Below are 12,626 nucleotides of genomic sequence, written 5' to 3' on the forward strand. Positions count from 1 at the left end.
AGGGGTCTGTATGAATAGCGATCAAGAGCTTTTGCTCAAGTGCAGAAGCGGCATAAAAGACGCTTTTTATGAGTTGGTGTCGCCTCATTTAGCAAAAGCGTATCGCATTGCGTTTACGATTTTGCGTTCCCATCATGATGCGGAAGATGCCGTGCAGAATAGCTTATTGGAAGCATATCGTGCCATCATGGAAAATAAGGAAATTCACAACTTTTCCGCATGGTTTCACCAACTTATCGTTCATCGATCCATCGACTTGGCAAGAAAGCACTTAAAAGAAAAAAATTATGCAGAAATAACGGATATTCTTTCGTTCATACCCGATCATAAAAATTTACCGATTGATGACTTAATTGATAAGGAATATAAAGGCGAATTAATCTCCTACATTTTAAGGCTCGATATGAAATATCGCATCGTTATTGTGCTGCATTACTATCACGACATGAAAATTAGCGACATCGCCAAGTTGTTAAATATAAAAGAAGGCACAGTCAAATCACGGCTATTCCAAGCGCGGAACTTGCTGTATCGCTATTACCAATTAGATCGAAAGGAGGAACTCCATTGAAATTCCAAGATGATTTTTTAAAACAAGAAGTACAAAAATCAATCGATCAAATAAAAGTTCCGGAAAGTATATTTACTTTTGCGAAAGAACTTCCTTATCAAATAGAAGAACAGGCAAAACCAAAACTGCTACGTAATTCAAAGTGGAAAAAGTGGTTAACCATTGCTGCCGCTTCGGTAACGATTGGCATCTCAGCGGGCGCTTATCTGTCTCCAACGTTTGCCGCATATATCAAATCGTTTTTTGTTCGTCCTGACCTCGATGAAGGATTGCAAACAGCCGCAAAAGAAGGGTTTTCCGAAAAAAAAGAATACTCCGTTACTGATAACGGCATTACATTAAAAGTAAAAGAAGTGATGGCAGACACAAACCGCCTCATTCTCACCTACAGCTTAGAAAACGAAAACGGTGAATTCATCGACCCAACCATCCTTTTCGAATCCGAGCAATGGGCACCAGGAAGAACTGAATATTTTGTGAAAGATTTAAATGCGTTTTACATTACAGATAAGGATGGTGATATTGTATCGCGAAGCACAAATTATGGAACAAAAAAAGGACGATTTGTAACCCAACATATTCATCGTGTGTTTCCGCACCATCCTTACGCCGATCTGATGTTTGAGTTAAACCATTCAGCTGTCGATTCTAAACAACTTTTCGCCAACATTACAATCAATAAAATCGGTTCAATCGAAGGAAAATGGAATTTAAAAGTTCCTGTTCATATTGAGAAAAGCATGATGGCAACAAAAACGTTACCTGTCGACAAACAATATGTAACACGTGAAGGATTGGCTGTTACATTTAAAAATGTTGTTTATTCCCCTACTTTAACAAGTTTAAATTTTGAAACAAAGTGGACAGAAAAAGGGAAACAATTAATAGAAAGTCATCGCGAATATGGAGGAATGGAGAAATCCTTCCATAGACTTCTTTACGATATTATTGACAGCAAAGGAAACATAGTTGCTACAACATTTCCGAAAAAACTCGATTATAATTCAACAGGTCTCGTCTTCTCTGAACATAATCAAGTCTCTTCTCAACAAACTGAGACAATTCATTGGCGCAATTCATTTATCCCACTTCCAAAGGGAGAAAAGCTGACATTTGTTTTTCGTGGAATTGAAAGAATGGAGTATCCAAATAAATCGATTACCTTTCACCCAACCAAATTAAACGAGAAACCTGTTTCGCTTGATTACAAGGGTAACTTATTGACCATTCAGAATTTTAAACTGGAAACAAACAAAGACGGTAAACGAGTAGGAATATTAGAAATAGAAGAAAGAATACCTCTTGGAGGAGTTAGTTACGAGCTAAGCGACGAGAAAGGAAATATATTAGAAATTAACTACAAGAGCTCTTCCAGCGTATTTACAATCGACTATGATGAGCATTCAATGACCTATCGAGTAAAAAACAAATTAGAAATAGAAGGAATCGAGCAAATGCCAAAACAACTCACCCTCACATTAAAAACGGCAACGGTTTTATACAAAGATGAAAATTGGAAAGTTCCAATTCCATCTCCTTCAGAAAAGTAAGAATCACTTTCATACAAAAGGACAGATCGCGGATCTGTCCTTTTGTATTTTCAAACCACCCATTCACGAGTCAATGAGTTTTCATGTCACCTTGTGGAGAATTAATAACCGCCATATCCTCCAAATCTGCCGAAACCTGTACAAGCACATCCCACAATAACAAGTAAGACGAATAAGACAACAACTAAGGCAAACGTACCGCGAAATCCATCACTCATCTATATCACCTCCCATCCATAGTGGATAATCAATTTTTTATGAGAATAACGGTTTGTTACTAGCTCATAAAAACGAATGATTGGAATGGCTAAATATGCAATCCTACTTTTAAGATATGTTCTTAAAAAAAATTGGATTGGACGAACTCATCAATCGAAGGAAAATTCCTCATTTATCCAATCTTTATGATTTATTTTTTACTGCTAATCACCCAAATATTTGCATTTTTCTGCTTTTTTTGCTTCCTCGTGCCGCTTTTCTTCTTGTCTCTTTGTTTCTTCCGCACGTTTGCATCTTCATTATCTTCATAAACAACATTAGACTGTTCTACATTATCCTCATAAACAATGTTAGATTGTTCTACGGCTTGCTTCTTATGTTCACTTTCACGTTTTGGAGTAACTTTTTCTAATATTTCTTTTGATGCTTTATCAACTTGTTCATGAGCTTCTTCAACGATTTTCGCGCGCATCTCAACTAATTGTGTTTGAATTGCGGCTTGTTCTTTCTCATATTCTTCCTGGCCAATCTCACCGGATGCCAGTGTTGCCTCTAACTCAGCGATTTTTTTCTTGCCTTCAAGCTCTTTTTCTTCAAGCTTTGCTAATTTTTTCTTCATTTTCTTTTCTAGTTTTTCTTTTGCGATATGCTTCGCAAGCTCTTCTTTCTCTTCGGCTTTTTCTAATTTCGCTTGTAAAACTAAAACGTTTTGCACAAAGTTTGCCTCTAATTGTTTACGAATGGAAGCCATTTCAGCTGATACATCTAGTACTTGTTCCTTCGTACCTTCTTCTGTTACCGATTCAACTGTTACCGCTTCAACAACATGTTCTTCATCCGTTTTTTCTTGTTCAACTGCTTTCGATTGTTCCCAAACTTCAAGCAGCTCGGAAGCGACTCTGTCCCACTGGTAACGAGAAACAGCCAGTTCTCTTCCTTTTTCCCCCATTCTTCTCATCAATGACTTATCCGATAATATTTGTGAAATCTTTTCTGCAAAACAGCTCGGATCCTCCGGATTCTCCACGACAAGACCGTTCTCATTTATGAGAATCACTTCTGGATTGCCTCCCCTTGCCGTTGTTACGATTGGAAGACCTGCTGCCATCGTTTCATAGTGCACCCGCGCCAACGGTTCCTGCCATTGCGAAGTACATACAAATAAATCCGCTGCAGCAAACCAATTTTGTATTTCATCCGGTGAAACAAATCCTGTCGTTACAACGGGTACTGGCAGTTTTTTTGCTAATGCCCGTACATAGGCTATATAATCGGTCACAGCTTCTTGGCTAAACCATTTACTTCCTACTATGACGAGAGCTAAATCTTTAAATTTTTTTGAAAGCTCCGGTAACGCTCGAATTAATTTATCGACCCCTTTATTACGCGAAAGCCTTCCTGCAAATAAAATAACCGTTTTGTTTTCTAAACCATTGGCTCGACGGATTTCATTGCGTATTTTTTGCATCTTTGGATGATTTCCTGGTAAAAACCTCTCCGTATCCACCCCGGAATAAATCGTGCGTATCTTTGGTGAAGCTTCTGGATATAGATCACGTATGACATTTCCAACATAATTACTAACCGTTACAATATTTGATACTTCTCCTAATACTGCTTTTGCTTCTTCTGGATCAATTTTTTCTGGATTGAACATGTCATTGTGCATGCTTAAGGTAATTTTTGCTTTGGGAGCTACATTTCGGATGGGCATGACGAGGCGTGGACGATTAAAAATGTGGATAAGATCGAATTGATTCGATTCAACATAACGAACAACGCCCTCTCGATAGATTTCGAATATTTTTCCTGGTACGCGCACATAATGAATTCCGTTGATCGTTTCTTGTTCTGGAAGGGATGAATCACTAATTCCCAAAACCGTAATATCATGAAATTTGCTTATATGTGGAAGAATACCGGCAATATAAGTTTGGATCGCTCCTCCTAATACAGGAGGAATCGGAAGTTTTTCAGTACAAATCATCAAAATTTTCACGTTTATTCCACTCCCTTCCAGTCATTTTCGATTTCTTCCAACACAGGCCACTTGGACTGATCGGTTTCGACAATCGTTTGAATTAATTGTGTTGTTGTTGGTTCATTGAGAAATAGCTCAGGTTCATACACGACTTCTTTTATATTCTTATAAAATTCGGTTGGCAGCGACAAATCAATCATTAAAACCTCATATAATGAAGCGGAGATCGGATTTGCTTCATGGTACGCCTTAATCATTTCCCGTACCCACTCTACATCCCACCTATATAAATCTGCCATGGTACCGGAAATCAACTTTCTTAAATCACGAATCGGAAGGTCAAATGCGACACCGTCAAGGTCAATAATCCACATTCCGTTTTCTCCCATTTGTCCGTTGGACCAACCATAGTCCTGGTGAACTAACCCCCAATACGCATTTCCTTGCTTGATTAATTCAAAATAGCTGGATTGATTGATTCGTTCTAGACTCCTTTTTGCTTGCTCCTCAAAGATATCTACCACATTCAATAAGTGTGAACTTGCCGCTGTTTCCTCATAAGCTTTAGCAATGCTTCGAAACCAATCCATTTTCGTAATGACCTTTTCATAGCTTTTTGGCCACTTGCGCAATCTTGAAGCAATTTCAGCCTGTTCAGGAGGAATATACCCCTTGCTTAAACGATGGAATTCACCGAGAGCGTAACAAAGCTGCTTGGCTCCTTCCAAATCTTTTGTAACAGGTGCCAATGGTTCGATCCATTCGGCAACGAACCATAGCTTCCCACCCGCTTCAACATAATTGCTTCCGTCCTTTGTTTTTATAATGGGCGGCACCCTTGCTTTCTGAACATCAACCAAATATTCTTGAGCCCCCAGACTGAACAAACTTCTAGTTGGTCTTCGGTGTAACAGTTTCAAACTTTTTGGCCCTGAATTTGTCTCAAGCTTCCAAATAGCTCCGCCTTTGTCCGGCTTAGTTGTGACTACTTGAATGCTCCGAACGGATAAATCGTAACTTTTAAGAACCTCTTCTGCTAATTGCTCAATATAGTCGGGTACAAAAAATTCATGCGTAAGTTCATCAACGATCCACGGTTCGATTACGATCTTTTCCATACGATCCCTCCCTCTATCAAATAACGATTTTTTTCATGCCTTCTCGCAATTCGGCATACATCCCTTCCGGAAGGATTGACTCGTTGTATCGTTCTTCTTTCACCCGTTAAGAAATTTGATCATTTTGATATGATTTTTTATTCAAATCTCTTCATTCCAGAAATGCTCCTATCGAGTATGGGAAAATGACTAAACATATGTGTCCATAATAAGGTATGTTATTAAGGAAGAATTGGATTAGGCTAAATCATTAGTTGATCGGAAAATTTCACATGGATGTATATCTAATAACCAAAAGGACGTAAATCGTTGAAGGGACGTTTGTATGTAAGAAGTAAAAAAAACGAAGGCAAATAAAAACTGCCTTCGTTCTTGGGAATTTAATTTTCGCTTTGTCTTGTCACAACAACGAATGCTCCGGCTAGGATAAAAAATCCTCCGATAAAAAAGTTTTGATCCAAATGTTCTCCGAGTAAGAGCCAACCGAAAAATGAGCCGACGAGCGGCTGGAAAAAGAAAAATAAAGAGCCTATTCCCGCATCCATCATTTCCATTCCCTTATTCCAGAGAAAAAACGCTCCAGCCGTTGAAACAACGCCGAGATAAAGAATTCCTAATATAACATAAATGTTGTTCAGCACCACATCACTCGACTGAATTTCCCAGATCATGAACGGGGTGGTAAAGAAAATGGCAAAAAGAATCGCGTACGTGGTGATGGTCAAAACAGAAAAACGGGAAGATGCTAACTTCACGTACACAGACAGCAACGCCCAAGTAACAGCCGCACCAACTAAAATGATATTCCCCCAAAAAAAGTGCATCGCATTTGTATGTAAACCAATCACGATGACAACCCCGATCGTCGCTAAAAAAAGAGCCAACAGTTTTCGAATGGTGATCGATTCTTTCAAAATAAATCTTGCGAACAACACAATAAATGCCGGCGTTGCAGATGTAATAAGCGCACCGGTATGGGCATCGGATAATTTTGTCCCGATAAATTGCAGCGAAACAGAAACAAAATAACCAATAAACCCGATCCATCCGATTAAAAGCCAATCCTTTCGTTTGAAAGAAGGACGAATTTTCGTTTTCATTTGATTGACTTTCAAGATAAGAAACAACACGACAAAAGCGATGATGTATCGAAGCCACACTAATGTGATGGGCGGCACGAAATCAAATACATATTTGCTGACGACAAACGTTCCACCCCAAATACTTGCCGCCAATGATAGATAAATCGCACCTAAAAAACGATGCTTCACCATAACCAACCTCCGTTTTAACATTAGCCGAAACTTGCCACAAGTGGAAATATCGCTACCCAAATACTAACAAAATTCTCCTCAAATTAGTATAAAAAAAATTTTGTGTAAAGTTGCTAGATCAAAAGAAAAAAACAGGGTATTCTCTGATTTAGCCAACATTTCAGAGAAAAAAGCGCCCTGCCTATGTCTAACAGTCTATCGAATGTAGAAGCAAAAAATTCATAAATTCAAACATGGGAGATTTCAAATTTCTTTTGATAATGACTAAGTGCTAGTAAAGGAAATACATACGGATAACTGTGATAATGGATATAAAATCCCCCTGCCATTCCTTGCCCTGTCGGATAAGAAGTTGTCCAGTCTTCTCTTTCAGCGGATTGAAGCAGAAATTTGATTCCGGCCTGAATTTCCGGTATAGGTTCACCAAAGACAGCAATGAGTGCACCCAGCGCCCATGCTGTATGTGTTAACGTACTTGCTCCTAACGGAACGTACGTTTTCTCGATATCGCTTTTACATGACTCGCCCCACCCGCCATCGTTGTTCTGAATTTTTAACAGCCATTTTACCGCCTTTTGAATGACTGGATGCTTCGGAGAGACTCCCACTGAAATCAGCCCGGTGACAGCAGCCCATGTTCCATATATATAGCAAATCCCCCATCTTCCATACCAAGCCCCGTTTTTCTCCTGATGATCCATCAACCACTCCACTTCGCGCTGAATAGCTGGATGTTGTTTAGATAAATTCGTGAAATTTCCGAAAAAGTCTAATGTTCTTCCCGTTAAGTCTGCGGTAGACGGGTCTGTCAGTATAAACTCAGCCCCTTGAATCGGGATATGATGTAAAACGCGCTTATTGACATTCTTTTCAAACGCCGCGTAACCTCCATCGTCATTTTGCATGGAGAACAGCCAATTAAGTCCTCGATCCCATGCCTGGCGGAATAAAGGTTCTTTCATCACCCATTTGTGGATCGCTCGTAAAGAAGCGGTTGTGTCATCCACATCGGGATTGATTGTGTTCACGTTCGAAAATCCCCATCCTCCCGGCATGCTGTACGGATTATGAACCGTCCAATCGCCATATCGAACGTGCTGCCGTGAAAGGAGATAGCGGTTTGCTTTTTGAATGACGGGATCTGCAGCGGAAACTCCTGCTTCTTGTAAAGCATAGCTCACTAAAGAAGTGTTCCAAACGGTTGCGGTTGTATATTGCATATGGGGATTGCCGTTTATTTGACAGATAAAAGATTTTAAGCCGTTTATCGCTTTTGTAATGGTTAGGTGATTTTTTGGATACCCAAGCGACAATAAAGCAAAAATCATGAAGAACGTAGAACTGAAATAACTATAAAATGTTCCATCTGGCTCAATGCGGTTTAACATATATTGCTTAGCATGTTGCACGGCTGCAGAGTGAATAGATTTCGGTAAATCAATGAAATGTTTGATTGCCTGTTTCACATAAGAAAGAAAAGAGCGATCCGCTTGGAACGATGACCAATCATCCTCTTCTTTCAATCTTGAAACAAATAAGTCGGAAAGATCAGGGCTTCTTTTCGTTTTCACACGATATTGATTGTCAGCTAAAATGAAAATAGGTGTAAGATTGGCTCTTCCATAAACGGAAAAATCGAAAAAGTTAATAGGAAACGAAAGCGGCAAAAGGATCATTTCAATGGGAATAGGAAAAAACTTTGGCCACGGATATTGTCCTGTTAAAGCAAGCATAAATTTGGCAAACATCTGCACGCTTTCGATTCCACCCATTTCTAAAATCCGCCGTTTTGCCGCTTGCATGTTTGGATCACTTTTCTTTCGATATCCGGAATAAAGAAGTGCATAATAGGCTTCAACGGTGGCCGTTACATTTCCTCCCCCTTCGTCATAAAAGAGCTTCCACGCTCCGTTCTCTTCTTGCTTCCTTTCAATTCGCTCCACTAACGCTTGGATCAAGTCTTCATCATTTATTTCCAACGTGCGTAATAAGATGATCATATAAGCATCTGTTGAAATGCCCGTTTCAAAAGGATAATGCCATGATCCATCTGAAGATTGTTCATATTTCAATTTATTTACGATTCGGTTCATTTCGTTTTGAATGCTTAACCTCACATTCGCCATCCCTTTCATTTAAAAAAAGTGAGCACTTATCTATACTTATTCCTGCATATGAAAAACGATTCGTGAAGGAGGGATCGACATTTTTTGGATCATAAAAAAAACAGTTATACCACCAATTCTTTTTGAAATAAAGGATGAGTTAAAGAAAAAGCGCAAAGGCTTCAAGATAAAAACAATGAAAGAATCCGATTTAACCAAAGAGGAAAAAAGGTTAGTTCAACAGATACTCACTCAAACAAAAATAAAAAATGAAAACAACATTACAAGAACACAAGCATACTTTGATTTTTACCAGCGTCATCCAGAAATTCATTGGGCGTTTTTAGGACATATGGTATCAAGAAATGGCGGCTGGAATATGACCGACTTAAAGGGAGAACTGCTATCCAATTTATTAAACGAACAGGAACAACAATCGTTCTTTTCCTTTTTGGAGCGCGGAAATTGGCTTATTTTTCAGGATGTATATCCGCAGTTTTTGCTTTATGAAGAAAGCATAAAAAGGAAAAAACCGCTTTTTTACCTTCTCCCTATTTTTCATGTATCCACATTTATGGAAACGATCTGGAACCACTTTTGGAAATATGGCGACCCTTATATACTCGCGATTGCTCTTGTCATTAACGAACAAAGCTACTTAGAAAAACGAGTCATCCAAAATCCCCTTTTTCAAAAAGAAGTATTTCATACAATCGAGTTTAAGCTTCAAGATCTCCTTAGCTTAAATCATATTCTTTTTCCTTACTATGACGAATACAAGAAGCAAAAGATCGGGCTTATCGGACAAACATTGCATCATTTCGGTTCGCTTCATGAACGGATTTTATTAGGAAAGCGGTTATATTCCTTACTTTTTCATAAGCAAGATATGTTATATAAGTTGGTTCGGTGGGCTGCTTCTTGCCCTCACATGGGAACTCGCAAAGATTACTGGCCTCACCTATTTAATGACGTTTATGAATCGGTGCCGGGGAAACCCTATAGACGCCGCATTAAGAATTGCCAAATACAACAAGGAATCCCTCGAATCTATAGTCCAAGATTAGCGTACGCATGGAAAAACGTTACACATGAAGAAGCAGACAAAGGAGATTGGTTCGATGACTGGACCATCATTCATTATTTAAATAAACAAGATGAAGAGATAAATGGAGAGATTGCCGATGAATACTGCAAAACACTCGAAAAAATGGAGCTTGCCATTATCGCGAAAAAAGCCATTTTTCGCCCGCAGTAAACATGTTTCCGCTTATATTTCTACCGTTCTGTTTGCCTCATGGGTCGGAACGTATTTGGATCTTTATTTTGTCGGAAAACAAATGTACAGCTTTCCGGCTAGGCCATATCCAGCTATTTTTTCCATCAACATTGCCTTTACGCTGATTGGCCTACCGATCCTAACAACTTTTTTCCTTTATTTTATAGAAAAGATGAAAACTTGGAAAAAAGGAGTTTTTATCGTAACAATTAGTCTAATCATGATGATTAGTGAAAAACGATCGGAAGCAATCGGATGGTTTGCTCACAATGACCAATGGGACCATCTTTATTCCTTTTTTGGATATTCACTTTTTTTAACAATTATTTGGAAGTTCTACCGATGGATGAGCTCACTCTAGACGTTCCAGTATACATCCCGTCAATACAACAACCTACTAAAAAGATACAATATAAAGGTCAGTATGTCCAGAAAAGGAAACTGTTTGGACAATGCCTGCATGGAAAACTTCTTCAGTCATTTCAAGTCAGAGTGTTTCAATCTGTACTCTTTTCGCACAGCCGAAGAGGTGAAGGATGCCGTACACAAATATATTCGTTTTTATAACCACCAACGTTTCCAAAAGAAATTAAACAACCTGAGTACTTATGAATATAGGACTCAGGCTGCTTAAATGTGCTTTTTTATTCCTGTCTACTTGACAGGGGTCACTTCATTCGAGAGGGACTTCATTTTGTTCTGTACCTTTTGTAATTTTAATAACTTTGTATAAATCAATAACGAACCACAAAAATAAAAACAGTATGTATGTAATAAAATCCTTTTACAAATCCCATTGTAAAGCTAGTTATACACAAAATTAATATTGCATGTCAACAACGATTTAAAATTCTCCAATTTCAACTAAATGAAATTCCCCGTTATGAACGGTTAATTAGATAATTGGATAGGGATAAATCCCCCTGTTTTTTTCTTTTCCCGTAGGCGGTAAGAATCACCTTTGACGATCTAAAATCGCTGTCGCTAATACATCGTCGCCGAATACTTTTCCCCATTCGAGATAGGATTTATTCGATGTGAGAATCATAGAAGCCTTACTCATATCGTTTCGATACGACCTGAAAAAAGACATTCGCCGTTAGCTCATCAAAAGGAAAATAACCTACTTCATCAATAATGAGCACATTCGGACAACTCCAACGATTCACTAATCGTTGGAGAGTCCCTTTTTTCGTTTGCCTTTCGACATTCTGCTACTAAATCATCTGCGGTTTGTATATCATGTCATGCTTTGTATTACACTAAAATTTTTATATTGTTCTGCCAGATTTACTAATATTATATTGACTCTTGTGCTCTGTAATTCTTAGCCAGTAACCTCCAAGGAATATAAATAAAGCTAATAGAAAAAGTGGAATTTTATAACCTTTAAAAAAATCAACTAGTATGCCAAATAAAGAAGGAGAGATAACTATGAATATTTGATTTAAAGTTAAAGCAACGCTAACAGTTAAACCTATAAAATTAGGATTGGATTTTTCCGATATTAGAACAATAAATAAACTAAACCAACCTATTCCTAAAAATCCTATTAGAAAGCATAAAAGGCCGTTAGCCCATATTGGTAGGTAAGTGGGGAAAAAAATCAAACCCATTATTGTAATTACAGTTAACCATATGGTTAGCTGTAAAGGTTTACTTCGATTTCCTTTAAATATCCTGTCACTGATCCACGCCAATATAATTCTTCCAAACATTCCCCCTACTAAAGAGAGGCTTAAAAAAAATCCAGCCAAGTTTATATTTATTTTTAAAGTATTAGTAAGGTAACTCATTAAATGGGCTACTATAATAAGCTGTAAAGAAACCATAGTGATGCCAATAAAAAATATAGGATAAAGGTCAAAATTGTTTTTTATTATATTTATCTTTTGAATAAAACTAAATTTTTCTTCTTGATTTTTGTTTATTCCCGGATCTTTATAAAAAACAAGAAATACTATTCCACCCAAAATAGCCATTATTGCTTGTACTAATATGGCAGATGATAAACCATATTGATAAAAAAAGAATGGCAGTATTGCTGATGCCAAAGCACCTCCAATAGGTATACCTGTTTGACGAATTCCCATTGCAAGTCCCCTGTGTTTTTTAGGAAACCATTTTACAATCGCGCTACTTCCTCCTGGTTGTGCCGTACCATACCATATCCCCACAAAAGTAAGAATAAATAACAAAAGAATATATTTATCTATTGTATATGCTGCAAGAATATTTATTCCAAGAAGAATAGAACCTAATCCTACTACCCACTTTTCTCCATATTTGTCCATGATATTTCCAAAAATAATCATAGAAAATATTGGACCTATGTTTACTGCTGATACTATTAAACCTGTTTCAAAATGTGATAGGCTATATTCTTTTTGGTAAAAAGTTGCTAGTGGTCCCATTCCATAAGTTACAAATGTTGCGCAGGTTTGCGAGAATGTTGTTATAAATAAAATAATCCATTTGTAATTTTCATTTTTCGCAGATGGATCTTTGGAAAGCATAGTATCTTCCTTT

11 protein-coding genes and 1 pseudogene are annotated in these 12,626 nt (G+C 37.8%); 5 read left to right on the forward strand and 7 right to left on the reverse strand.

Annotated features, from left to right (window positions below):
- Positions 1-10 precede the first annotated feature (10 nt).
- Positions 11-571 carry an RNA polymerase sigma factor gene (locus EDD69_RS07660; RefSeq protein ID WP_132948360.1) on the forward strand — a complete coding sequence of 187 codons (561 nt, stop codon included), beginning with the start codon at positions 11-13 and terminating at the stop codon, positions 569-571.
- Positions 568-2,121 (forward strand): DUF4179 domain-containing protein, encoded by a 1,554-nt coding sequence (locus EDD69_RS07665; RefSeq protein ID WP_132948361.1) that lies wholly within the window; start codon positions 568-570, stop codon positions 2,119-2,121. The genes EDD69_RS07660 and EDD69_RS07665 overlap by 4 nt, the downstream gene beginning before the upstream one ends.
- Before the next feature lie 101 nt (positions 2,122-2,222).
- Here EDD69_RS07665 and EDD69_RS07670 read toward each other — a convergent pair whose 3' ends face one another.
- The 5 genes from EDD69_RS07670 to shc all read right to left on the reverse strand — a co-directional run bounded on the left by EDD69_RS07670 (position 2,223) and on the right by shc (position 8,839).
- Positions 2,223-2,339, reverse strand: coding sequence for a YjcZ family sporulation protein (locus EDD69_RS07670; RefSeq protein WP_132948362.1), 117 nt, complete (start codon positions 2,337-2,339; stop codon positions 2,223-2,225).
- A gap of 191 nt (positions 2,340-2,530) precedes the next feature.
- The gene (locus tag EDD69_RS15540; RefSeq protein ID WP_243643064.1) at positions 2,531-4,339 is read right to left on the reverse strand and encodes a glycosyltransferase family 4 protein; all 1,809 of its coding nucleotides are present in this window, start codon (positions 4,337-4,339) and stop codon (positions 2,531-2,533) included.
- A 2-nt stretch (positions 4,340-4,341) separates the two neighbouring features.
- Positions 4,342-5,439, reverse strand: coding sequence for a CotS family spore coat protein (locus tag EDD69_RS07680; protein ID WP_132948363.1), 1,098 nt, complete (start codon positions 5,437-5,439; stop codon positions 4,342-4,344).
- Positions 5,440-5,819: 380 nt separating this feature from the next.
- Positions 5,820-6,710: a DMT family transporter gene (locus EDD69_RS07685; RefSeq protein ID WP_132948401.1), complete on the reverse strand. Its 891-nt coding sequence runs from the start codon at positions 6,708-6,710 to the stop codon at positions 5,820-5,822.
- A 230-nt stretch (positions 6,711-6,940) separates the two neighbouring features.
- Positions 6,941-8,839 carry a squalene--hopene cyclase gene (shc, locus tag EDD69_RS07690; protein ID WP_132948364.1) on the reverse strand — a complete coding sequence of 633 codons (1,899 nt, stop codon included), beginning with the start codon at positions 8,837-8,839 and terminating at the stop codon, positions 6,941-6,943.
- A gap of 79 nt (positions 8,840-8,918) precedes the next feature.
- Here shc and EDD69_RS07695 point away from each other — a divergent pair, with 79 nt between their 5' ends.
- From EDD69_RS07695 to EDD69_RS15795, 3 genes are read left to right on the forward strand one after another with little or no spacing between them, the layout of a single operon-like run.
- The gene (locus tag EDD69_RS07695; RefSeq protein ID WP_132948365.1) at positions 8,919-10,076 is read left to right on the forward strand and encodes a DUF2515 domain-containing protein; all 1,158 of its coding nucleotides are present in this window, start codon (positions 8,919-8,921) and stop codon (positions 10,074-10,076) included.
- The gene (locus EDD69_RS15755; protein ID WP_132948366.1) at positions 10,003-10,458 is read left to right on the forward strand and encodes a CBO0543 family protein; all 456 of its coding nucleotides are present in this window, start codon (positions 10,003-10,005) and stop codon (positions 10,456-10,458) included. The genes EDD69_RS07695 and EDD69_RS15755 overlap by 74 nt, the downstream gene beginning before the upstream one ends.
- 51 nt (positions 10,459-10,509) lie before the next feature.
- The gene (locus EDD69_RS15795; RefSeq protein WP_132948402.1) at positions 10,510-10,731 is read left to right on the forward strand and encodes an IS3 family transposase; all 222 of its coding nucleotides are present in this window, start codon (positions 10,510-10,512) and stop codon (positions 10,729-10,731) included.
- 257 nt (positions 10,732-10,988) lie between these two features.
- On the opposite strand, the pseudogene EDD69_RS07710 reads toward EDD69_RS15795, so the two are convergent.
- Together EDD69_RS07710 and EDD69_RS07715 are read right to left on the reverse strand one after the other, a co-directional pair.
- Positions 10,989-11,330: pseudogene (locus EDD69_RS07710) on the reverse strand (ATP-binding protein); the annotation flags it as partial.
- A 38-nt stretch (positions 11,331-11,368) separates the two neighbouring features.
- Positions 11,369-12,613 carry an MFS transporter gene (locus EDD69_RS07715; RefSeq protein WP_132948367.1) on the reverse strand — a complete coding sequence of 415 codons (1,245 nt, stop codon included), beginning with the start codon at positions 12,611-12,613 and terminating at the stop codon, positions 11,369-11,371.
- Between the last annotated feature and the right edge of the window lie 13 nt (positions 12,614-12,626).

The organism is Thermolongibacillus altinsuensis (assembly GCF_004341205.1).
Taxonomy (GTDB): domain Bacteria; phylum Bacillota; class Bacilli; order Bacillales; family Anoxybacillaceae; genus Thermolongibacillus; species Thermolongibacillus altinsuensis.